Source organism: Bifidobacterium asteroides (genome assembly GCF_003202755.1).
Lineage (GTDB): Bacteria > Actinomycetota > Actinomycetes > Actinomycetales > Bifidobacteriaceae > Bombiscardovia > Bombiscardovia asteroides_F.
Genome location: NZ_QGLK01000005.1, coordinates 474582 through 496053, shown reverse-complemented (window position 1 = coordinate 496053; position 21472 = coordinate 474582). Strand labels below are relative to the sequence as shown.

General features: G+C 58.0%; 14 protein-coding genes and 1 riboswitch. Of the genes, 10 read left to right on the top strand and 4 right to left on the bottom strand.

The annotated features are described in order from the left end of the window. The first annotated feature begins 30 nt into the window (after nt 1-30). A complete protein-coding gene (locus DKK74_RS08410; RefSeq protein ID WP_110413621.1) occupies nt 31-1215 on the top strand; it encodes a glycoside hydrolase family 1 protein in 1185 nt (394 codons plus the stop codon). Here DKK74_RS08410 and DKK74_RS08405 read toward each other — a convergent pair. Beyond that, nucleotides 1196-2263: a LacI family DNA-binding transcriptional regulator gene (locus DKK74_RS08405; RefSeq protein WP_110413620.1), complete on the bottom strand. Its 1068-nt coding sequence runs from the start codon at nt 2261-2263 to the stop codon at nt 1196-1198. The two genes, DKK74_RS08410 and DKK74_RS08405, sit on opposite strands and share 20 nt — an antisense overlap. 130 nt (nt 2264-2393) lie before the next feature. On the opposite strand from DKK74_RS08405, the gene gtfA reads away from it, so the two are divergent. Then, nucleotides 2394-3974, top strand: coding sequence for a sucrose phosphorylase (gene gtfA / locus DKK74_RS08400; RefSeq protein WP_110413619.1), 1581 nt, complete (start codon nt 2394-2396; stop codon nt 3972-3974). Nucleotides 3975-4030: 56 nt separating this feature from the next. Here gtfA and DKK74_RS08395 read toward each other — a convergent pair whose 3' ends face one another. After that, nucleotides 4031-4447 carry a hypothetical protein gene (locus DKK74_RS08395; RefSeq protein ID WP_110413618.1) on the bottom strand — a complete coding sequence of 139 codons (417 nt, stop codon included), beginning with the start codon at nt 4445-4447 and terminating at the stop codon, nt 4031-4033. A gap of 282 nt (nt 4448-4729) precedes the next feature. Between DKK74_RS08395 and ilvC the strand changes: the two genes are divergently transcribed. Next, nucleotides 4730-5779, top strand: coding sequence for a ketol-acid reductoisomerase (gene ilvC, locus DKK74_RS08390; protein WP_015022635.1), 1050 nt, complete (start codon nt 4730-4732; stop codon nt 5777-5779). Between the two features lie 311 nt (nt 5780-6090). Here the strand turns inward: ilvC and DKK74_RS08385 are convergent, their stop codons facing one another. Both DKK74_RS08385 and DKK74_RS08380 read right to left on the bottom strand, forming a co-directional pair. Next, nucleotides 6091-7596 carry an amino acid permease gene (locus tag DKK74_RS08385; RefSeq protein ID WP_110413617.1) on the bottom strand — a complete coding sequence of 502 codons (1506 nt, stop codon included), beginning with the start codon at nt 7594-7596 and terminating at the stop codon, nt 6091-6093. 204 nt (nt 7597-7800) lie between these two features. Continuing rightward, complete coding sequence (locus DKK74_RS08380; protein ID WP_110413616.1) at nt 7801-9276, bottom strand: amino acid permease; 1476 nt, start codon at nt 9274-9276, stop codon at nt 7801-7803. 96 nt (nt 9277-9372) lie between these two features. Next, nucleotides 9373-9551: riboswitch (Lysine riboswitch) on the bottom strand. Between the two features lie 312 nt (nt 9552-9863). Between DKK74_RS08380 and DKK74_RS08375 the strand changes: the two genes are divergently transcribed. The 7 genes from DKK74_RS08375 to DKK74_RS08345 all read left to right on the top strand — a co-directional run bounded on the left by DKK74_RS08375 (nt 9864) and on the right by DKK74_RS08345 (nt 21452). Next, nucleotides 9864-11189, top strand: coding sequence for an ABC transporter substrate-binding protein (locus DKK74_RS08375; RefSeq protein WP_110413615.1), 1326 nt, complete (start codon nt 9864-9866; stop codon nt 11187-11189). Between the two features lie 142 nt (nt 11190-11331). Next, nucleotides 11332-12288, top strand: a complete 957-nt coding sequence (locus DKK74_RS08370) for a carbohydrate ABC transporter permease (RefSeq protein WP_110413614.1) — start codon at nt 11332-11334, stop codon at nt 12286-12288. Then, the gene (locus DKK74_RS08365) at nt 12285-13220 is read left to right on the top strand and encodes a carbohydrate ABC transporter permease (protein WP_024627072.1); all 936 of its coding nucleotides are present in this window, start codon (nt 12285-12287) and stop codon (nt 13218-13220) included. Before DKK74_RS08370 ends, DKK74_RS08365 begins: the two co-directional genes overlap by 4 nt. A gap of 66 nt (nt 13221-13286) precedes the next feature. Beyond that, nucleotides 13287-15452, top strand: coding sequence for a 1,3-beta-galactosyl-N-acetylhexosamine phosphorylase (gene gnpA / locus DKK74_RS08360; RefSeq protein WP_110413613.1), 2166 nt, complete (start codon nt 13287-13289; stop codon nt 15450-15452). A gap of 28 nt (nt 15453-15480) precedes the next feature. Further along, the gene (locus DKK74_RS08355) at nt 15481-16566 is read left to right on the top strand and encodes a phosphotransferase enzyme family protein (RefSeq protein ID WP_110413612.1); all 1086 of its coding nucleotides are present in this window, start codon (nt 15481-15483) and stop codon (nt 16564-16566) included. Further along, complete coding sequence (locus tag DKK74_RS08350) at nt 16566-18038, top strand: UDP-glucose--hexose-1-phosphate uridylyltransferase (protein WP_110413611.1); 1473 nt, start codon at nt 16566-16568, stop codon at nt 18036-18038. The genes DKK74_RS08355 and DKK74_RS08350 overlap by 1 nt, the downstream gene beginning before the upstream one ends. A gap of 39 nt (nt 18039-18077) precedes the next feature. Next, the gene (locus DKK74_RS08345; protein ID WP_110413610.1) at nt 18078-21452 is read left to right on the top strand and encodes an endo-alpha-N-acetylgalactosaminidase family protein; all 3375 of its coding nucleotides are present in this window, start codon (nt 18078-18080) and stop codon (nt 21450-21452) included. Nucleotides 21453-21472 lie beyond the last annotated feature (20 nt).

Below are 21472 nucleotides of genomic sequence, written 5' to 3'. Positions count from 1 at the left end.
TGTCACAGATACAGAGAGGGAAAGCAGCCTATGACAGATGCCATGCAATTTCCGGAAGACTTTATCTGGGGAGCCTCCACGGCCGCTCATCAGGTCGAAGGAAACAATATCAACAGTAATTGGTGGGTTCGCGAGCATACTGATGGGACTGACATCAAAGAGCCGTCAGGAGATGCCTGCGATAGCTACCATCGGTATGATGAAGATATATCACTCTTGGCGAATTCGGGTTTGCAGATGTATCGCTTCTCCATTGAGTGGGCTCGAATTGAGCCGGAGGAGGGCTGCTTTTCCCAAGCTGAGCTGATGCACTATGCCCGGATGCTCGAATCTTGCAGGGCTCACGACGTGGAGCCCATGGTGACCCTTCACCACTTCACCGTTCCAAGGTGGTTTGCCGCCAAGGGTGGTTGGAGCAATCCCTCCGCACCGGACCTATTCGTTCGTTACGTTCGTTTTGTTCTTCCGATCTTGGATGGAGTCACCTGGATCTGCACTATCAATGAGCCCAACATGGTGGCCATGACTCAGGGAGGGGAGACCGGAGAGGATATGGCCGCTTCCTCCCTTCCGGAGCCGAGCGAGAAGATAGCGCGTATCATTCTGCAGGCCCATCTTCAGGCTTCTGCTCTGCTCAGACAGGACAAATCCAAACGTGTGGGCTGGTCAGTTGCTGCTCAGGCCTTTCACGCCATGCCGGGCTGTGAGCAGGAAACGAGCGATTACGCCTATTGGCGCGAGACTTTTTTCTTCGAGCATGCGGCTGGAGATGACTGGGTCGGTGTGCAGGCCTATCTGCGTACATTCATCGGCAAACATGGACCGCTGCCGGTCCCTGCAGAAGCTGAAAAGACTAAGAACGGGTGGGAATACTTTCCTCCCGCCTTAGGCATTGGCGTGCAGACTGCCTGGAATCTGACTGGCGGCGTTCCGGTCTTCGTGACTGAGAATGGTCTGGCCACTGATAATGATGCCCGCAGGATCGACTACACTCACGATGCTCTTTTGGGTCTCAAGAAAGCCATGGACCTGGGGATTGATGTTTTGGGTTATCTTCACTGGTCATTGCTCGACAACTATGAGTGGGGTTCATACGATCCAACATTTGGTCTTATCAGCGTGGACCGCAAGACATTCAAGCGAACTCCCAAGCCTTCTTTGACTTGGCTAGGTCAGGTCGCCAGGACAGGTATGCTCAACGTCCCTCGTCCCTAGGAGCCGGACCGGTGGTGGCTCTGTCGATGATATGAGTCTTGACCTGTGTGTGCGGTTCGGTTAAGGGTGAGCCGTTGATGAGCTGCAGGGCCTTTCTGGCGGCCTCGGCTCCTATGTCTCTGGCCGGCTGGGCTACTGAAGACAAGCCGGCCAGAGCGGCCACATCCGAGGAGTCAAATCCCATGATCGAGACGACGTCGGGCACCCTGATCTCAGCCTGGCGCAGTTCAGACAGAAGAGCCAAGGCGCAATCGTCAGACCAGGCGCAGATGGCCGTGGGGGCTGGTGTCATGGAGGCGATCCGATCCGCTGCTGTCCTGGCAGGATGCTCCCTGTCCGGATCCATGGTGAGTACTCCGCAGTCTACCAAGTGGTAGCGGTCGATGGCTTTCTTGTAACCGATAATGCGTTGGTTGGCGCCCCAGGAGTACTCAGGCAAAGGGTTGAATCTGTCGAGAAAGCAGAACCTTGTATGGCCCAGTGATGCCAAGTGTTGCACTGCTTCAATTTCGGATTCGCAATCGTCTATACGGATGGATCCCTGACTGAACGATGTGGCACCTGAGTGGATCGCGACGATGGGCATGTCCAATTCTTGAAGGGCCTTGGTCTCCTTTTGCGTCAGAGTGAAAGAGACCACGATAATGGCATCGGCGTTGCGCTTGGCGGGAAGATTCCTGAAGAAAGCGGCTCGCTCCTCACTTGTTCCGGCTCGGTAGATGAGCAGATCGTAGCCATGGGTGCTCAGCACATCATAGACGCCTTCCTGAATGTTCCCATTGAACCAACCGGTTATCTGTTCTCCTATCAGCAGGGCGACTCTTTTGGTCTTTCCGCTGACCAGTGCGGCAGCTGATTTCGACGCTGAGTAATTGAGCCTGGCCGCAGCCCTCAACACCCTTTTGCGGGTTTCAGGGGCGACATGAGGCTGATTACGCAGGGCTTTGGATACTGTGAAGGTCGACACGCCCGCTTCCCGAGCCACATCCTTGATTGTGGCTTGTCTGCTCATGAATCCTCCAGTAGTCCGAGCGAAAATGGCAAGCATATTATTTCCACCTTCGTCCCAGAATCAACGATCGTTTCCGGAGCAGAGATGCAAAGTACTCACCGCATACTATATTAGGCTTATCTAAACGATTAGGTAACACTGTTGGTTGCCGAGCTCAGGAGGACGGATGGACAACAAGGTTCAACTCATTACATATGCAAACAGGTTTGGAGGCGATACCCTGGCCTCCTTGACCAGAGTGTTGCGTACGTATTTTGATGGCGTGTATCAGGGAGTCCATATTCTGCCTTTTTTCACTCCCTATGATGGTGCTGATGCAGGCTTCGATCCCATTGACCATCGTCAGGTGGATCCAAGGCTGGGCACTTGGGACGACATCGCGGAGCTGAGCCGATCGCACAAAATTATGGTTGACGCTATTGTCAATCACATGTCCTCGAAGTCCGAGCAGTTCCGGGAGGTCATGGCCAAGGGGAAGGCGAGCCCGTATTATTCGATGTTCTTGACCATGTCTTCAGTCTTTCCTGATGGGGCTGACGAAGAAGATCTGGCACGCATATATCGGCCGCGCCCGGGCCTGCCTTTCACCCACTATACCTGGGCAGGTGAAACCCGGCTGGTCTGGACTACTTTTACTCCACAGCAAGTTGACATCGATACCGATTCGTCCCAGGGATGGGCGTATCTGACATCTATACTTGATCGTTTGGCGGCCAGCAATGTCAGCTACATCCGTTTGGACGCCGTCGGATACGGAGCCAAGCAGGCGGGCACCAGTTGTTTTATGACGCCCAAGACTTTCGACCTCATCACTCGTATCAAGCAGGAAGCTGCCACTCGGGGTTTGGAGACTTTGATTGAGGTCCACTCCAATTATCACAAGCAGATTGATATAGCCTCTAAAGTCGACAGGGTTTACGATTTCGCCCTGCCGCCTCTGCTGCTGCATACGATCTTCACCGGAGATATCGCGGCACTGGTCCATTGGATCGAGGTCAGACCAATCAATGCGGTCACTGTCCTGGACACCCATGATGGGATCGGAGTGATAGATATCGGCGCTGACCAGATGGACCGTTCCCTGAAAGGGCTCGTGGATGATGCGGCCGTGGACCAACTGGTCCAGATAATTCACTGTAACACTCACGGCCAATCGGAAGCTGCTACTGGAGCTGCTGCCAGCAACCTGGACCTGTATCAAATCAATACGACCTATTACTCGGCATTGGCTTGCCATGACAGGGCCTACCTGGCTGCAAGAGCCGTTCAGCTCTTCCTTCCGGGGGTGCCTCAGGTTTATTATGTCGGGGCGCTGGCCGGCGCCAATGACATGGATCTGCTAGCGAGAACCCGCAATGGACGAGATATCAATAGGCACTATTACACCGAAGAGGAGATTAAGCGGAATCTGACTAGGCCGGTCGTTCGCTCCTTGAACGCTCTCTGTCGATTGCGCAATAAGCTGGATGCCTTCAATGGCACATTCTCTTATCAAATCGATGCGGCGCCTAGCGTGCTTCATCTTGTCTGGCAGGGGAAGACCAGTAAGGCTGAACTGATCTTCTGCCCATCCGCCGCTGTCGGCACCTTCCCGGCTCTGCGTGACCGGACGGAGACAGTAGGGAAAAACGGCAAAAGTGTCAACCCCCAATCGTCAGGCGACGATCCCTCTCTCGCCACCTTGGTCTGGTCGGATGCTCAGGGTTCGCACCTATGTCGTGATTTGTTGACAGATCTGGGCGAGTAATCCTTTTAGCCCTTTTCCTGGCATGGGGAGGGGGCTGAGATTGATTTTTCGTCACGTTATGTCAGAGCGGCTTCAAGGTAGGCGTATTCCCAGTTGGTCCGGAGTTGCTTGATGGTCAAAAGTAGTGCGGAAAATTGTGCGTCATTTTGTCCAATTGCTCGCAAGCGAAAGTGAATAGTCCATATTGTGAACCCGTCCGGCGCTCCGCTCTGTAATGGCGATATGGTGCCAGTACTTGGCTCCTGCGGGGAGCTGATTGATGCGAAACAAATGGAGAGGAGGCTTTCAGCGATGACTGCACAGTTCAATTGCTTCTTGGTATTGCTGCGAATTATTAGCTCGTCTTCGCTGATGAGCTGATTCGACGCAGACTCGGATCCTGTCAGCGCAGGCAGGATCCGTAATCGCGATTTTCCGACAATAAGATTCAACATCCTGCCGATGGCGAGATTCAAGTTAGCTGATGAGGCCATACCTGTTCGTGTCGTGAATGTTGACCAATTGATTGTCGGAAAGGAGATGACGCGTATCGGAGCGGCTGGTAGCCGCTTTTCGTCCGAACAATGAGTCGTGGAACTTATGCCAGCCATGTCACGAGTATGGTTGAATGCACAGAAGGTGCATCAGGCAGTTCGATTTCGGCAGACGGACAAAATCCTGCGTTGGGATCGATGAATAGCATCCACTGACTGGAATCAAGTCGTAGAACAATTATGCGTGAAGCGGTTGTAACCGCACATAAAGGAGTGTAGATAATGGCAGCACAGATCTGGTATGAGAAGGATGGGGACCTTTCGGTTCTGGATGGCAAGAAGGTGGCCATCATCGGCTACGGTTCTCAGGGACATGCTCATGCGCTGAACCTGCGTGATTCTGGTGTGGACGTTGTGGTCGGCCTGCGCGCCAACTCCAAGTCGGTGCCCTTCGCCAAGGAGCAGGGTCTGGAGGTCAAGACCGTGCCCGAGGCCACCAAGGAGGCCGACATCGTTATGATCCTGGCCCCCGACCAGTACCAGCGCAACATCTGGCGGGATGACATCGAGCCCAACATCAAGGAGGGTGCGGCAGTCGCCTTCGCCCACGGGTTCAACATCCATTACGGCTACATCAAGCCCAGCGCTGACCACCCGGTCTTCATGGTGGCCCCCAAGGGCCCGGGCCATATCGTCCGTCGTGAGTATGTCGCTGGCCGTGGCGTGCCCGTGGTCGTGGCCGTGGAGCAGGATCCGCGCGGCGACGCCTGGGACATCACCCTGGCCTATGCCAAGGCTCTGGGCGCCCTGCGCGCCGGCGCCATCAAGACCACCTTCAAGGAAGAGACCGAGACCGACCTCTTCGGCGAGCAGGATGTGCTCATGGGCGGCGTCAACCATCTGGTCGAGGCTGGCTTCGAGGTGCTGACCGAGGCTGGCTACCAGCCGGAGATCGCCTACTTCGAGGTCTGCCACGAGCTCAAGATGCTGGTCGACCTGATGAACGAGGGTGGTCTGAACAAGGCCCGCTGGTCCTGCTCCGACACCGCCCAGTACGGCGATTTCACCTCCACCGTGGTGGACGAGTCCACCAAGGACAGGATGCGTCACCAGCTGCAGCGCATTCAGGACGGCTCCTTCGCCAAGGAGTTCATTGACGACCAGGATGCCGGCGCCCCCAAGTTCAAGGAGCTCCAGGAGAAGTACTCCCACGAGAAGATCGAGGAGGTCGGTCCCAAGCTGCGCGCCATGTTCTCTTGGAACAAGGACGTCAAGGATGCCGATGAGGCCCAGTCCTTCACCGGCAAGATCGCCCGTTCCCAGGTGCAGTGACCTCTAGGTTCTGTCAGGAGGACCCTGCTTGGTCCGACTGAACATTCAGCAAATGGCCGTTCCCTCATCCGGATGCAATGCCGATGAGGGAACGGCCATTTAGTTATCCCTGACATTCATATTTCAGTTGCGCGGTCAGATTGTTCGTTGATCGGATTGGCCATATGGATGTGTGGAATATTCAATGCCAGAGGATATGCGGCGGTGCCCCACGGATGGAACGACCACCTGCGGGGCACCATTGGTTATATGCACCATTTGGTTATATAAGGACGTTGAACTACTTACGGGGTGTCCCTGCGCCTGCTGATTCAGCGCGCGGATTCGGCACCGGACACGTCCATGTCTTTGAGGCGCACGATTTTGGTGTGGTTGACGAACTTAAAGCCCAGGTAGAGGACCAGGACCAGCACCACGCTGAAGTAGGTCATGGCCATGTGCGACCAGTTCAGGCTGAGCAGGGAGGGGATGTCCTGTCCTGCGATGACGATGACGCAGAGCACCATGGCCAGAACCGGGCCGAACGGATAGAGCTTGGAGTGGTACTTGAGCTCGCTCAGGTCGTGCCCCTGGAGCTTGAAGGCCCTCCGGAAGCGGAAGTGGCTCAGGGCGATGCCGATCCAGGCGATGAACCCGGTCAACCCAGTAGCGGTCACCAGCCACATGTAGAAGGACTGGCCGAAGATGCTGGAGGCGAAGGTGGCCAGGGACATGCAGACCGTGGCTACCAGGGCTGCCAGGGGGATGCCCCTCTTGGTGGTCCTGGCGAAGATGGCCGGAGCATAGTGATCCTTGGCCAGTCCGTAGAGCATGCGGCTGGAGGCGTAGGCCCCGGTATTGACGGCCGAGAGTATGGATGTCAGCACCACAGCGTTCATGACGCTGGCCGCCGAGGCTAGGCCGGCTCGCTGGAAGACGAGGGTGAAGGGTGACATGGCGATGTTTCCGTCAGAGGCTCCCAAAAGGTTAGGGCTGGTGTAGGGGATCAGCGCGGCGATGACGAAGATGGACAGCACATAGAAGAGCAGGATCCGCCAGAAGACGTCGTTGATGGCCTTGGGGACCGCCTTGCCGGGGTTTTCGGACTCGCCGGCGGTCACGCCCACAACCTCGGTTCCCTGGAAGGAGTAGCCGGCGATCAGGAAGACGCTCATGATGGCCGGGAAACCTCCCACGAAGGGGGCGTCCTTGTAGGTGAAGTTCTTCAGGCCGACCGCCGGCTGGAACATGATTCCGCAAATCATAGCCATGCCGATGATCAGAAAGACGATGATGGTGGCCACCTTGATCAGGGAAAGCCAGAACTCGGTCTCCCCGAATGCGGAGACTGTCAGGGCGTTGATCAGGAAGACGATGACCAGGACCAGCAGGCTCCAGATCCATCCTGGGGTGTGGGGCAGCCAGTACTGGATCAGCAGGGCGGCGGTGGAGATGTCCACGGCACCCGAGATGGTCCAGTTCAGCCAGTAGTCCCAGCCCATGGCGAATCCCAGTGCTGGATCCACGTAGCGGGCGCTGTAGGCGGCGAAGGATCCTGACACCGGCAGGTGTGTGGCCAGCTCGCCCAGACTGGTCATCAGGAAATAGACCATGACGCCCATGGCTATGTAGGCTAGAAGCCCGCCGCCAGGTCCGGCTGTGGAGATCGTGGAGCCGGAGGTCATGAACAGGCCTGTGCCGATGCAGCCGCCCAGGGCGATCATGGAGATGTGGCGGGTCTTGAGGTTGCGCTTGACGCTGCCGTAGCCATGATGCTCTTGCCCGGCCCGGTCGGATTGATTGATGTTCGACGCTGCATTGCTGGTGTTCTGCGTCATGATCCTCCTCCTTTTGGCTGGGCGACGCACCGGGGAGTCCGGGGTCGTGCTGAAATTGCGATTCCTGATATACCGGCTGGATGCCGGAAAAGGTTCATATGGCCGGGTCCTTGAGCCGGTCCTCGATTGCTTAGGGAGTCTATGCCATTGGTGCGGCCTTCCGGCTCCCATGGCCACAATGTGTCATGTTAGCTGGCAAATCTTTCATAGCGATTCCGGATCCCCGCTCAAATCCATCTCCTCCAGGCGCACGATACGGGTACGGTACCGGATCTTGTAGCCCAGGTAGAGGGCAAGCACCAGGGGCACGCTTATGTAGGTGACGCCGATCTCCTGCCAGTTCCAGTTGACGAAAGCCTCGATGTTCTGCCCGCCGATGACGACCACGCATAGGATCAGAGCCAGGATGGGCCCCAGGGGGAAGAGCTTGGCATGGTAGCGCAACTCCTCAACCCGGTGGCCTTGGACCACCCAGGCGCGGCGGAAGCGGTAGTGGCTCAGGGCGATACCGATCCAGACGATGAATCCGGTCAGACCCGAAGCGGCCACCAGCCACATGTAGATCCGCTGGCCGAAGATACTGGCGGCGAAGGTGGCCAGGGAGACCACGAGCGTGGCGACCAGCGAGGCCATGGGGATGCCGTGACGGGTGGTGTGCCCGAAGAAGGACGGGGCGTAATGGTCCTTGGCAAGGGAGTAGAGCATTCGGGTGGAGGCGTAGACACCTGAATTGGCGGATGAGAGGACCGAGGTCAGGATGATGGCGTTCATGACGCTGGCTGCCGAGGCCAGGCCCGCTCGCTGGAAGACCAAGGTGAAGGGTGACATGGCGATGTCCCCCTCGGCGGAGCTGAGCAGATTGGGGCTGGTGTAGGGAATCAGCGCGGCGATGACGAAGATGGACAGCACATAGAAGAGCAGGATCCGCCAGAAGACGTCGTTGATGGCCTTGGGGACCGCCTTGCCGGGGTTTTCGGACTCGCCGGCCGTGACGCCGATCAGCTCAGTGCCCTGGAAGGAGAAGCCTGCAATCAGAAAGACGTTGAGAATGGCGGGGAATCCGCCCACGAAGGGAGCGTCCTTATAGGTGAAATTGCTCAGGCCCACGGCTGGACGGAACATGATTCCGCAGATCATGGCCAAGCCGATGGCCAGGAAGACGATCACCGTCACCACCTTGATCAGTGCCAGCCAGAACTCGGCCTCGCCAAAGGCCGACACGGTCAGGGCGTTGATCAGGAAGATGACCACTAGGACCAGTAGGCTCCAGATCCATCCTGGGGTGTGGGGCAGCCAGTACTGGATCAGCAGGGCGGCGGTGGAGATGTCCACAGCCACGGTGATGGCCCAGTTCAGCCAGTAGTTCCAGCCCATGGCGAATCCCAGGGCCGGATCCACATAGCGGGCGCTGTAGGCGGCGAAGGATCCTGATACCGGCAGGTGTGTGGCCAGTTCGCCGAGGCTGGTCATCAGGAAGTAGACCATAAGGCCCATGGCTGCGTAGGCCACCAGTGCGCCTCCTGGTCCGGCCTTGGCGATGGTGGAGCCGGAGGTCATGAACAGGCCGGTGCCGATGCAGCCGCCCAGGGCGATCATGGTGACGTGCCGGGTTTTGAGGTTGCGTTGGACCCGGTCGGTGGATGCGGAGGAACTGGTCTTTCCGCCCTGCCTGGTCGCCATAACTGCTCTTTTCCTTGGACTGACCTGAGAGCCCTATGACGACGGTTTCGACAGGCTCCGCTCAGGCGGAATCCAGACGCCTTGCCTGTCTGTGACACTGCACATAGCGCTCCGCAACATCGGGTTGCGACAGTCCCGGACCTGTTCGACCCGGGCCCAACGGGTCGGATGGGCGGATCCGGACCGTTTCGGCCGGACCTCCTTTCGCCGGGAATGCACGACACCGCACTGTCTGATCCCGGTTACTGATAGGTTCGGCGACCTCATCAGTGGTTTTGCAATTACGGGACAGCATAGAGGGATTCTCAGACAAGGTTGGATCGCTCGCCTATAGGGCAAAGGGTGAAGTCGTCGAAAGCGCCGCTACCGCAAATCGCCACTCTCGCTTAGAACGCATTGGATCCAATAGGTCGATATCAATTGTGAACGAAGGTAATCAAATGAAAATCCCGTGGTTTAGCACTGCTTTGCTAAATCTACATTTCTTATAATTGAATTAATAAACTGTCCTTGCAAATAAGTACTGCTATACTGAATGTGCACTTCGAGGTTAAGACAATGTTGTTTTTATGAAGGGGTGAGTCAAGATGAGAACCAGCAACAAACGTATAATGACGGCCATGGCTGCAGTGGCGGCCTTAAGCATGGCATTGGCCGGGTGCGGTTCCTCCGGCGGATCCGATGCCAGCAAGGGCGGTGACACCAAGTCGGGCGGCAAGGTCGAACTGACATACCTGCATCGTCTTCCCGACAAGCAGGGCATGACCATGGTCAAGGACACTGTGGCCAGGTGGAACAAGGATCACCCGAACATCCAGGTCAAGGCCACCAAGTTCAATGGCAGCCCCGGTGACCTGATCAAGAAGCTGGAGACCGACGTCAAGGCCGGGAATGCTCCCGATCTGGCTCAGGTAGGCTACGCTGAGCTGCCTGAGGTCTATACCAAGGGCATTGTCGAGGATGTCACTGCAGAGGCAGGCAAGTACTCCAAAGACTTTGCAGAGGGTCCCAGCAAGCTTATGAGCGTGGACGGCAAGGTCTTCGGTCTGCCTCAGGATACCGGCCCCATGGTCTACTACTACAACAAGACTGAATTCGACAAGCTGGGCATTAAGGTCCCCACCACGGCCGAGGAATTCATCGAATCGGCCAAGAAAGCAGCGGCTCAGGGCAAGTACATCATGACCTACCAGCCCGATGGTGCAGGCATGGCCTTCTCCGCCCTGTCCGGCGCATCATCTCCCTGGTACGAGATCAAGGACGGCAAGTGGGTCGTCAACGTTGATACGCCCGGCTCCAAGGCCACGGCCGACTTCTACCAGCAGCTGCTGGATGCCAAGGCGATGAACCTGACCCCCAGCACCGACCCCTCCTTCGCTGGTGCCTTCCATGACGGCTCCATCATCGGATCCATTGACGCCGCCTGGAACGCCCCGATCATGATGGACTGGATCGGTGATGCCGGCAAGGGCCAGTGGAGGGTCACCCAGATCGGCGACTGGTTCAAGAACGGCGAGAAGACCGGGCCCAACGGCGGTTCGGGCGTTGCAGCCATCAAAGGCACCAAGCACAAGGCAGAGGCCATGGAGTTCCTGGACTGGTTCAACACCCAGGTGCCTGATCTGACCTCTCAGGGTCTGATTGTCGCGGCCTCCACCGAGAAGGCCAAGACCCCTCAGTCCTGGTCCGAATTCTTCGGCGGGCAGGACGTGATGGCGGAGTTCGCCAAGGCCAACGCCAACATGGGCTCCTTCAACTACATGCCCGGATTCTCCGCGGTGAGCAGCGCCGTCGGCGAGGCTGCCGACAAGGCCGGGAAGGGTCAAGCCAAGGTCTCCGATGCCTTCGACGCGGCACAGAAGACATCCCTTGCCACACTGAAAGATTATGGCCTTCCGATCGCCAAGGATTGATCGGTAACCGCTCTTCGGCGGATACAGCAGGGAGGCCTTCCCTGACAATCTCACCAGGTTGGGGAACCCGGGTCTGTGGCCCGTGTTCCCCGCCTGCGGGAAGGTTGCCCGCCTTATAGGTTCCGAGAGGATGGTTATTCACATGAGCCATCGAACAACAGCTGAGGCAGGGGCTCAGAAGAAGGGGAGATCCGAGATCGTCAAACGCAACGAACGGACGGGTTGGGCATTCATGATGCCTTTCTGCATCCTCTTTGCGATTGTCTTCATCATCCCTATTGCCTATGCCGTCTATATGAGCTTCTTCCAGCAGGTGGCCTCGGGCGGTGGCGCCTACGGCGGGGGCGAGATGATCAATAAGTTCGTCGGGTTGGAGAACTTCCGATTTACAGTTACCTCCGCAGCCTTCTGGACCGGCATCGGCAGGGTCCTGATCTACACGGTCATCCAGGTCCCGGTCATGATCATCGCCGCACTGGCCCTGGCCATGCTCCTGGATTCCTTCATTGTCAAGCACGTCACCCCCTATCGGCTGGGCTACTTCCTGCCCTATGCCATCCCGGGCGCGATCGCGGCCATCATCTGGGTATTCCTTTACAACGACCAGTTCTCGCCCATCGTCAAGGGCCTGGCAGCCATAGGAATCCACGTCAACTTCTTCGCATCCAACGCTCTGATCGCCTCCATGGCCAACATCACCACCTGGACCTTCACGGGCTACAATATGCTGATCTTCCTAGCAGCCCTCCAGGCCATTCCTCGTGATCTCTATGAGGCTGCCCGAATCGACGGAGCCAACGGTTTCCAGATCGCCATGAGGATCAAACTCCCCAACGTAAGGGGGGCCGCTCTCCTGGCCATGCTTCTGTCCATCATCGGCAGCATCCAGCTCTTCAACGAGCCCCAGGTCATGCAGACCGTCGACAAGGGCATATCGAACTCCTACACCCCCATGATGATGGCCATGAACACATCGCGAGGCATCCTCACCCCCAAGGGTGACGGTCCGGCTTCGGCCATCGCAATTGTCATGGCGCTGATTGCTGGGGTTCTTGCCGCCCTCTACGCATACATCGAGAGGAAGGTGAACGAATCATGACCTCGGCCAATCCCGCACGCCTTGCAAAAAAGCAGGACAAGCTCCTCAAGCAGAAGGCCGATGAGCTGCCCCGCTCCATGAGGCCCACCAAGGTGGTCAAGATCACCACCATCGTGGTCCTGGTCTTCGCCTTGATCTACTTCCTCTTTCCCATTTATTGGGCCATCATCGCCTCTACCAAGTCGCCCTCCCAGCTGGTCAGCAGCAACGGCCTCTGGTTTGCGGTCGACCTGAAGAAGATTCCCCAGGCGGTGGCCACTAACTACTCGATCCTCCTAGGCTGGACACATTCACAGTTCTGGCACTGGGTCTTCAATTCCTTGATTTACTCAGGGGTTTCCGCCCTGATCGGCACAGTGGTTTCGGTCATGGCCGGGTATGGCACAGCCAAGTTCCAGTTCCGAGGCAGGGGCGTCGTCATGACCATCGCCATGTCTGCCCTGCTGATGCCCTCGGCGCTGATGACCATCCCCCAGTACTCCATCTTCAACGCCCTCCATCTGAGCAACACCATGCTGGCAGTGATCATCCCCTGCTCGGTCTCGCCCTTCGGTTTCTTCCTGGGAAGGGTGTACGCCCAGAGTTCGGTCCCTACCGAGCTTCTGGAGGCGGCCAGGATCGACGGTGCTGGCGAGGCGAGGATCTTCTTCACGATCGTGCTGAGGATTCTTGCGCCTGCCATGGTCACGATCTTCCTCTTCCTCTTCGTGGCCACCTGGAATAACTTCCTCCTGCCCCTGATGATGCTCTCCAGCGAGAACCTCTTCCCGGTGACCCTGGGCCTCTATGGTCTGGTCTCTCTGCCGGTCTTTACCGATCGAGGGGCGCTGATGATGGGGTCCCTGCTGGGTGTTCTGCCGGTGATCATCCTCTTCTTCTGCCTGCAGCGGTTCTGGCAGGCTGGACTGACCGCCGGTTCGGTCAAGGAGTAAGAGCCCAAGGCTGTACACAGCTTTTCAGTCATTCCGTTACGAGATATTCCAAGGAGATTTGATCCAATGACCACGACCGGGCGCTTTACCCTGCCGGGCGAAGAAAACTTTGCCGAAAAGACCAAGGAACTGGCCAAGCTCTGGGGTGCGGATGCCATTCGCAATTCGGACGGCACGCGTTTGGACCAGGAGCTGCTGAACTTGGGGATGAAGGTGTACAGCGCCTACTTCCCTACTCGCGCCCACAACGAGTGGATCAGCAAGCACATGGACGAGACCCCACAGGTCTACCTGATGTCTGAGCGCATACTGGCCCACGAAGATCAAGTGCAGATTCCCTTGATGGACCGCTATTTCGACCAGCAGCTCAGGCCCAACAGGGATGCCGACCCCCATCGGTACTGGGAGGTCATCGACCGCACCTCCGGGCGGGTCCTGGACCAGTCGGAGTGGAGCCTGGATCCGGATCAGGACCTGGTTCGCGTGACCGAGGCCACCCCCATGCATGAGTACACGGCATCCTTCTTGGCCTACATCATCTGGGATCCGGTCGAGATGTACAACCACCTGACCAACGACTGGGGCGACAAGGAGCACGAGATTCCCCTGGACATCTACCATCCTGCCACCCGAAAGTTCGTCATGGATGCCTATCGGCAGTGGCTGGATGAGAACCCGGCGACCGACGTGGTCCGGTTCACCACCTTCTTCTACCAGTTCACGCTGATCTTCGACCAGCTCCACCGGGAGAAGCTGGTGGACTGGTTCGGATATGCCTGCACAGTCTCCCCCCAGGCCTTGGATGACTTCGAGACCCGGTACGGTTACCGTCTGCGTCCAGAGGACTTCATCAACAAGGGCAGTTACAACTCCTCCTTCTGCATTCCTGGCAGGGCACAGCGCGATTGGATCGATTTCCTCTCGGACTTCGTGCGGGAGAACGTGAAGACCATGGTCGACATGACTCACCAGGCAGGCAAGGAAGCCATGATGTTCCTGGGAGACCAATGGATCGGGACCGAGCCCTACAAGCCGGGCTTCGAGAAGCTGGGTCTGGATGCTGTGGTCGGATCCGTGGGCGACGGCACCACCCTGCGCATGATCTCCGATATTCCCGGGGTTCGTTACACCGAAGGTCGTTTTCTGCCATACTTCTTCCCTGATACCTTCCATGAGGGCAACGATCCCAGCATCGAGGGGTTGGACAATTGGCGCAAGGCCCGTAGGGCCATCCTGCGCAGCCCCATATCGCGCATGGGCTACGGCGGCTACCCATCCCTGGCGGCCAAGTTCCCCAAATTCGTTCAGACCGTGGCCCGCATCGCAGACGAGTTCCGGGATCTGCATGACAGGACCAATGGGAAGGCGGCCCAGGGACAGCTCAATGTGGCAGTGCTGAATTCCTGGGGCGCCATGCGTTCCTGGATGGCCTACACGGTGGCGCACGCCCTGCCCAACAAGCAGACCTACTCCTACTACGGGGTTCTGGAGGCACTGTCGGGCATGAGGGTGAACGTCCGTTTCATCAGCTTCGACGACATTCTGGCCCGCGGCGTGGATCATGACCTGGATGTGATCATCACCGGTGGTCCGGCCGATACGGCCTTCAGCGGTGGCGGGGTCTGGAAGAATCCTGCCCTACTGGAGATCCTGCGGTCCTGGGTCAACGGGGGAGGGGCCCTGGTCGGCATAGGCCAGCCGACCGCTTTGGAAAGAGAGGGGCGCTTCTTCCAATTGGCCGATGTTTTCGGCGTTGATCAGGAGCGCTTCCACACTCTTTCGGTAGACAAATACTTCCCGAAGGTCGCCGAGGGGCACTTCATCACCGCCGATCTGCCCGAGGACGGCAAAGCGAACTTTGGAGAGCCAGTGGTAAACACCTACCCCATCAACGAGGAGGTCACCCTGCTAAGGGCCGACCAGGGTCAGGTGCAGCTGGCGGTCAACCAGTATGGCATGGGCCGTGGGGTCTACCTGTCCGGACTGCCCTATTCGGCCGTCAATGCCAGGCTTCTTGAACGGATCCTTTTCTATGCCAGTGGGCAGGAGGACCGGTACAGGGACTGGAGCTGCACCAATCCTCATTGCGAGGTGGCCTACTTCCCACAGGAGGGCGTCTACTGCGTCGTCAACAACACCGACTTGCCCCAGGAGACCAGGGTTCGTCAGGCAGACGGCCAGGTCAGGGACATTGTCCTGGAACCCAGCGCCATGGTCTGGCAGCAGGCATAAGGGCAGGTTCGGCAGGAAAGGGGCTATTATGACGACGGTTCAGGATCAGGAGCTGGCTGTGGTTGCCGCCCGCTACCCACTCGAAGGGCGTGTGGAGAGCATTGCGCCTTATGGCAACGGGCACATCAATCAGACTTATCTGATACAAACAGACAAGCGTCGTTACATTCTGCAGCGAATGAATACCTCGGTTTTCCCTGATACGGCCTCCCTGATGCGCAACATCGAGTTGGTGACCGAATTTCTGCGCTCGCAGGGCCAGGAGACCCTGGACATTATCCGCAATGGAGAGGGCAATACCTACTGTGAGCTGGCAAGCGGAGCCTGGCGGGTCTATGCCTTCATCGAGAACACGATCTCCTACGATCTGGTCCCCAGCCCAGATGTTTTCAAGGAGGCGGGCCAGGCTTTCGGACGCTTCCAGAATTCTCTGGCGCTCTTCGATGCCTCTCAGCTAACCGAGACCATCGCTCACTTCCATGACACCCCCAAACGGTTCGAGACCTTCAAACGGGCCGTTCAGGAAGATATCAAAGGCAGGGCATCCACCTGCCGGGCCGAGATCGACTGGTATATGGAACGTGCTGACCAGTACCCGGTCATCATGGAGGGGCTTGCCGATGGATCCATTCCACTCAGGGTCACCCATAACGACACCAAGCTCAACAACATCCTGATGGATGCCGCCACCGGGAAGGCCAGGGCCATCATTGATCTGGACACGATCATGCCCGGATCCATGCTCTTCGATTTCGGCGACTCCATCCGTTTCGGCGCTTCGACTGCCTTGGAAGACGAGCGGGATCTGGACAAAGTCCATTTCAACCCCGATCTTTACCGTGCCTATGCCCAAGGGTTCCTGGGAGCCGTGGCCGGCAAGGCCATGGACCGGGAGCTGAGCCTCTTCCCGGCTTCCTGCAGGATTATGACCCTGGAGTGTGGCATGCGCTTTCTGACCGACTACCTTCAGGGCGACACCTATTTCGCCACCGCCTACCCGGAGCACAATCTGGTGCGGACCCATACCCAGATGCGCTTGGTCGAGGAGATGGAGGCTGACGATGCCCAAATGCAGGAGATGACCGCTCAGGTGGTCGAAGAGGTGAGGAGCTGATGCTGAACCGGGTTTACCGGAGCCTCGATGCTCTGATCGGGTACGCCTGTGCCTGTCTGGACCTGGATCCGTCCGATGTCGACTGGGCTCGCAATCAGATCTTGGCGCTTTTCTCCTTGGACTCCTACGATTCCGGGGATGGATCTGCTGATTCCGCCTCCGGTGGCGTCGATGATCTTCTGGAATCGTTTATGCAGGCCTTGGTCGATGCCGGGCTTATGGCTCAGGATGACGCCCCCTCCATGGCAGATACGGTTATGGGAATCCTGTCCTCCAGGCCATCCCATCTGCAGCGGCGCTTCATGCAGGTGGAGAGGGCTCAGGGTGGTATGGCAGCCATGCACTGGTTCTACGACTATTGCGTCAAAAACACCTACATCAAGAAGTCCCGTCTGGACAGGAACCCTCGTTTCTCCTCCGGGGGCGTGGTGGTCACCATCAACCTGGCCAAGCCGGAATTCAAGGACATGAAGAAGGCTGCGGCGGGCAACAGCACCGCAGGAGGGTACCCCAAGTGCACCATCTGCCATGAAAATGAGGGCTTCGCCGGGCGTGACAAGCGCACATTGAGGACCATCCCCCTGACTCTAGGCGGCCATGGCTGGTTTTGGCAGTTCTCGCCCTATGGGTACTTTCGCGAGCATGGCATCTGCGTCAACGCTGATCACACCCCCATGCACGTGGACCGGGACACCTTCGGGAACCTGCTGGATTTTGTGGACCGTTTTCCCGATTACTTCCTAGGATGTAACGCCGCCTTGCCTCGTATTGGCGGATCCGTTCTGGCTCATGACCACTATCAGGGCGGAGGAGAGCGCCTGCCCATGCATCAGGCCGGTGCTTGGCGAACCCTGCACTTGGGAGGCCACCCTGATACCCCTATCGAGATTCTGGACTGGCCGGGGACCGTGGTGAGAGTGGTTTCGCCATCACGGCAGGAGATTATCGAGGTCAGCGAAACTGTCAGGCAGGCCTGGGTGGATTACGACAATCCGGACCTAGACATCGCCAGCCAAGGACCAGAAGGGCGGCAATCGGCCCTTTCGCCCAGCCTGGTCAAGACTAACCGAGGCTACGAGATGAGCCTGATCCTGCGTAATAACGGTGTCAGTCCGGAGTTTCCGGATGGCATCTTCCATGTGCACCCGGAGTTCTATCCGGTCAAGCAGGAACCCATCGGCCTGATTGAGGCCCAGGGGCTCTTCGTTCTGCCCGGAAGGCTGGTCGGCCAGCTTTCCTGCCTGGAAGAGGCTATGGTGGCAGGTGCCGGGCTTCCCGAACAAGTAGCCGACTTCAGCTTGGAGTATGACGAAATTACCAAGACTCTGCAGGGATCGCATGATCCGGACAAGGTCCATGGAGCCCTTAAGAGTGAAATCGGTAGTGTCTGCACCCAGATCTTGGGCAACACCGCAGTCTTTAAGCGGCCCGAACAGACCGAGGGGTTCCTGCGGGGGCTGGGTTGCCGGTAGGTGGCGTATATGAATAACACCAATGACAGGGGATGACCGATGGGCAGAACAAGCATGGATGGAAACCAGTCGATCACGAGGGCGGGCGCCACGGACTCTTGGGAGACTCTGTGCACCGAAGTAATGGAAGTGCGCCTCAGGCCTGACTTTCCTTCAGTGATTGACTATCGGCTGAAGGCGCCTCAGGCTGGAAGGACCATGCTTGGGCAGGTCCGGGATATGCGTCTGGTGGCCATCAACGGCGTCGAGATTGAGCTGGGTTCTGCCCAGGTGGAGCTGGAGCGGGAGAATCAGACCAGTCTGGTCTATCGACTTCATGCGATCGCTGCAGGCCAGGGGATCAATGCGGTTTTGGCGGTCCGTATCTCAGTCGAGGACGCCTCTCTGAGCTATAAGGTGATTTCGATTAGGAACCAGTCCGGCCCCGATCATCCAGTCCAGACGGTGGCCTTCCCTGGTCAATGCCTGATTTCCGTGACCAGTACTCAGGCGGATGCGGAGTTTACCGGCGCTCGCATGTCTGCGGATGTCTCCATCAGCGGTGATGTGCACCGGGCAGTCACCGAGCAGATGGAGGAGGACCCTATTGGGCAGGACTACATGTATGGCTTCCTCTCCGCGGATGGCCTCAGCGCCGGCCTCTGGAGCAACTCCGAGCACGATGGGACCACTGCCAGCAAAACGGGAACCGGTGGCGCGCAGAACACCAGAGTTATGACGGTTCGCGACCAAGTGGACGGAGTTACCGTCCTTGGCCTGACCAGTGCACCTTGGATATACAACCGGGTGGTTCAGGATTCCCACGGACGCTCTTATACGGTTGAGGAGACGGACAAGCCCGCCATGGCAGTGGCTCTGGCCGGAGACCTGAACGATGACGGGGTGGTCAACTGGCAGGACGGCGCCATCGCCTTCAGGCACATCATGAACAATCCGTACGGTTCTGATGACATCCCGGACCAGGTGGCACGACGCATAGCTATGAACTTCGGCTCTCAGGCCCAGAATCCCTTCATGACAACCTTGGATAACGTCAAGCGGGTGGCCTTGGCTACCGATGGCCTAGGTCAGTCCGTCCTTCTCAAGGGATATGGCAACGAGGGCCACGACTCCGGCCATCCGGACTACGACGACATCGGTCGACGAATGGGCGGAGTCCAGGACTTGAATACCTTGATGGACAGGGGCAAGGCCTATGGTGCCCGGTTCGGCGTCCATGTCAATGTGGACGAGATGTTTCCCGAGGCCAAGGCCTTTTCTGAAAACATGATTCGCAGGGACGACAAGGGCGGCCTCTGCTATGGCTGGAACTGGCTGGATCAGACCGTGGGTATCGATGGCATCTATGACCTGGCCTCAGGCGCCAGGAGGGAACGCTTTGCCGCCCTCGCCCGTGAGGTCGGCGACAGGATGGACTTCGTGTACGTGGATGTCTGGGGCGATGGGACCTCGGGGGAGGAGGATTCCTGGCAAACCAGAAAGCTCTCGAAGATTCTGACCGATAACGGGTGGGGGATTGGCACGGAGTACGCTTCGGCCAATGAGTATGACGCCACCTTCCAACACTGGTCTCTGGATTTGACCTATGGATCCCCCCACGACAAAGGTGAGAACTCCCAGGTCATGCGCTTTCTGCGCAACCATCAGAAGGATAGCTGGATAGGTGATCACCGAGCTTTCGGAGGCGCGGCCAACGCCCCGCTCCTGGGCGGCTACAGCATGAAGGACTTCGAGGGATGGCAGGGGCGCAATGACTTCGATGCCTATATGGATAACCTCTACACCTGCGACCTCTCGACCAAGTTCATCCAGCATTTCAGAATCATGGCCTGGTACAACGACCCCATCAACGTCGATTCCGTCCATGACTCGACCAGGAATCAGGGGAACGAACAGGTCGAGCTGGTTAATGATCAAGGTGACAGGCTGATCATCTCCAGGGGTTCCAATGAGCAGACATCACCCGCCTACCGCGAGCGCACGATGAGGCTGAATGGTCGCGTGGTGCTTGTCGGCGATCTGGAGGCCAATGACCCCAAGGCCGACAAGCCTGGACTTGAAACTGGAACCGGCGCAGGGGCGTATCTGCTGCCCTGGGTCTGGGATGCCAATACAGGGGACCTACTTGATCCGGATGAGCAGAAGCTCTACCACTGGAATACTGCTGGCGGCTCAACCACCTGGGAGCTCCCGGAATCGTGGCGCGATGCCTCTACTGTCATCGTCTACCGGCTGACCGACCAGGGCAGATCGGAGCCAAGGGAGATTCCGGTGGTGCAGGGGAGCCTCACCCTGGATGCCAAGCCCAGAACACCCTACCTGGTCTGTCGGCATGCGGGCCAGGGAGTCCAGGTGGACTGGTCGGGAGAGCATCTGGTTGATGCAGGGTTCAACGGTGGCGAAAGGCTGTTCCAGTCGGTCTGGTCCGTGAAGGGGCCCGGGCGTGCCTCGATCACCAAGGGCCAGTGCGCCAATCCCATGCTCAGGCTTGAGGGCTCGGTCTGTGCTGTGCAACCCTTGACCAGCCTGGTGCCAGGCAGACGGTATGCCCTCTATCTAGGGCTTGACAACCGTGGCGGTCGGGTCGAACTGAGTGTGGAGGCGGACCAGGGTGGGCAGCTGGCTCGTAATATGAGCGGCCCGAGCATTGCCGAAAACTATGTCAAGGCCTACGCCCACAACACCGATGCCCCAACGACTGACGGCAGCAGCTACTTTCAGAATGCCTACCTCTTCTTCACAGCGCCCAAGGGTGGGCAGACCCGTCTGGCCTTGGCTCATGAAGGGGGTGGTGTCGTCTACCTTGACGACATTCGCCTGGTCGAGAACGACTATGACGGCATCAGCCTGGACCAGGACGGTCATCTGGCTGAGCTTACCTGTGACTTCGAGGATAACGTCCAGGGGATTTGGCCCTTTGTGGTTGCTGGGGCCGAAGGGGTGGAAGACAACCGAATCCACCTGGCTCAGTTGCATGAGCCCTTCACGCAGGCCGGGTGGGACGTCAAAAGGATGGACGATGTCCTCCAGGGTGACTGGTCCCTGAAAGTGAACGGACTGACGGGGAGGTACGCTCTCCTCTTCCAGACCATTCCCCAGAACGTCCCCTTTGCGCCGGGCCGGCACTACAGGGTCTCGTTCGACTACCAGTGCGGATCAGACGGCATATACGCCTTGGCAATAGGTAGAGGCGAATACCCCGGTGAGGACCTGAACCTGTATCCTTTGCACAAGGCTCTAGGGGCCACCGCCAGATGCGAGTTCGAGCTGACTGGCGATCCGAATGGCGATACCTGGTTCGGCATTTACTCCACTGACAGAAAACCAGATCTGGAAGGCAGCAGCGGCTCGGAGGCCAACATGGCTGGCTACCAGGATCTGGTTCTCGACAATCTGCGGATTACCAGTCTCTAGTCAAAGATTCCTTAGTCAAG

Bases quoted from the DNA above. Each gene is read 5' to 3' on its own strand.
- DKK74_RS08410 (WP_110413621.1), top strand. From the start codon at position 31: ATGACAGATGCCATGCAATTTCCGGAAGACTTTATCTGGGGAGCCTCC.
- DKK74_RS08405 (WP_110413620.1), bottom strand. From the start codon at position 2,263: ATGCTTGCCATTTTCGCTCGGACTACTGGAGGATTCATGAGCAGACAA.
- gtfA (WP_110413619.1), top strand. From the start codon at position 2,394: ATGGACAACAAGGTTCAACTCATTACATATGCAAACAGGTTTGGAGGC.
- DKK74_RS08395 (WP_110413618.1), bottom strand. From the start codon at position 4,447: ATGGCCTCATCAGCTAACTTGAATCTCGCCATCGGCAGGATGTTGAAT.
- ilvC (WP_015022635.1), top strand. From the start codon at position 4,730: ATGGCAGCACAGATCTGGTATGAGAAGGATGGGGACCTTTCGGTTCTG.
- DKK74_RS08385 (WP_110413617.1), bottom strand. From the start codon at position 7,596: ATGACGCAGAACACCAGCAATGCAGCGTCGAACATCAATCAATCCGAC.
- DKK74_RS08380 (WP_110413616.1), bottom strand. From the start codon at position 9,276: ATGGCGACCAGGCAGGGCGGAAAGACCAGTTCCTCCGCATCCACCGAC.
- DKK74_RS08375 (WP_110413615.1), top strand. From the start codon at position 9,864: ATGAGAACCAGCAACAAACGTATAATGACGGCCATGGCTGCAGTGGCG.
- DKK74_RS08370 (WP_110413614.1), top strand. From the start codon at position 11,332: ATGAGCCATCGAACAACAGCTGAGGCAGGGGCTCAGAAGAAGGGGAGA.
- DKK74_RS08365 (WP_024627072.1), top strand. From the start codon at position 12,285: ATGACCTCGGCCAATCCCGCACGCCTTGCAAAAAAGCAGGACAAGCTC.
- gnpA (WP_110413613.1), top strand. From the start codon at position 13,287: ATGACCACGACCGGGCGCTTTACCCTGCCGGGCGAAGAAAACTTTGCC.
- DKK74_RS08355 (WP_110413612.1), top strand. From the start codon at position 15,481: ATGACGACGGTTCAGGATCAGGAGCTGGCTGTGGTTGCCGCCCGCTAC.
- DKK74_RS08350 (WP_110413611.1), top strand. From the start codon at position 16,566: ATGCTGAACCGGGTTTACCGGAGCCTCGATGCTCTGATCGGGTACGCC.
- DKK74_RS08345 (WP_110413610.1), top strand. From the start codon at position 18,078: ATGGGCAGAACAAGCATGGATGGAAACCAGTCGATCACGAGGGCGGGC.